Genomic DNA, 1,305 nt, shown 5'->3' on the forward strand with positions numbered 1-1,305 from the left:
CAGCCATGATCCGCCTGGCCTCCATCGACAACCTCGCCCGACGCGTAACCGGCGAAACCACCCCAACCTGGCGAAACGCGTAACTGGCAATCAACCACAAACTTCGCTCTTCAGACGCCCTCTGAGAGATGTCCCGGTCTTCTCTGCACTGCGTTCTGTGGGGGGGACATCTTGTTGGGGCGGTGCGGCCAGAATGGACGGGGAGAATCTAGCTGGCGGCGTTCGTTTCACGAGGGGGTCAGGTCGCCTCATGCTGAGTGGGCGGAGCCGGCGACGACGGGGCTTTGTGAACGTGCGTCGCGGTGATAGTCGGCGGCATCTCCTGAGCCGGTTGCCGCACCCACCTTCTGACAATTCGCAGGTTGAGGCTCACGTCGCCGCCGAGGCCGGGCCCGGTCGCGGTTGCCGCCGTCGGAGTGTGGCCGCTGAAGGCGACGCGAATTTGCCAGGTGCCGCCCGGGAGGCTCGGGGGTCGAAGGCGGTCGGGAGCTTTCCGGGTGAGGATGACGGTGAGTTCTGTTCCGCGTCGTATGGTTCGCACAGCCCAGCCGCTTCGTTGCGCCAGGATGCGGAGCACGTGTGGATTCATCGGGGGTGCCTCGTTGCGCTTTCCGGGTTCATATCGACTCATGGGGTGGCTGCTGGTGGGACGTGCGGCGAGCTCTGCAACGCGGCAGCTTTGCGAGTAGCCGACGTGCAGTGCCGGTGATGCGCGGGGCTGGCGGAAAGGAGTGATGGCGCAAGGCGCGGAATCGCGGCTGCGCACCTGCTCGGTTCACCGCTGGGCCTGTTCGTACGCCACCACCGTGGCGGGAATACGTCCGTGCGCGCTCACGGGGTGCCCGTCGGCTTGGGCCCATTGGGGCATGTCCGCGGCCTTGTAGCTGTCCCGTACGGGCGGGGTTGTGCGTCGGATGCGGGGTGTGCTGTCGCGCCTTCTTCGCCGCTCGACGAAGGGTGTGAGCAAGCCCTTGGCCGGAGTTCCGCAGTTCCTGGTGGTGCTGGTGACACAGTTATGGGCAACAGGCCAGGTAAGCGGCGTTCGCGGTGGTGGCACAAGGAAGTCCGATCCGTGTCACTAGGAACACCGCTCGACACCTTGATCCTTAACGTCGTCCGAGGCCACGGTGGTGCGTGTCACCAGTGGCGACACGAACTGCGGAACCCGGGCTTGGGGGTGGTGGCGTTTGCGTCGTTGAGGTCTATCTCGTAGGCGGCGCTGTCGATGCCGAAGTTGACGGTCTCCTTCGCGGGTCCGCCCACGACATCGTCGATGAGGATCTCTCGTACCTGCTTGGCCATGGG

The 1,305-nt window shown here is 65.2% G+C and carries 2 protein-coding genes; both read right to left on the minus strand.

The window, feature by feature from the left end:
• Positions 1 to 775: 775 nt before the first annotated feature.
• A complete protein-coding gene (locus ACTWPW_RS64230) occupies positions 776 to 868 on the minus strand; it encodes an Lsr2 family DNA-binding protein (RefSeq protein WP_443175048.1) in 93 nt (30 codons plus the stop codon).
• Positions 869 to 1,137: 269 nt separating this feature from the next.
• Entirely contained in the window at positions 1,138 to 1,302 is a 165-nt protein-coding gene (locus ACTWPW_RS64235; protein WP_443175049.1) for an Lsr2 dimerization domain-containing protein, read from the minus strand.
• Positions 1,303 to 1,305: the final 3 nt, after the last annotated feature.

This window comes from Nonomuraea sp. KM90 (assembly GCF_052246675.1).
In the GTDB taxonomy this organism is placed as follows: Bacteria; Actinomycetota; Actinomycetes; order Streptosporangiales; family Streptosporangiaceae; genus Nonomuraea.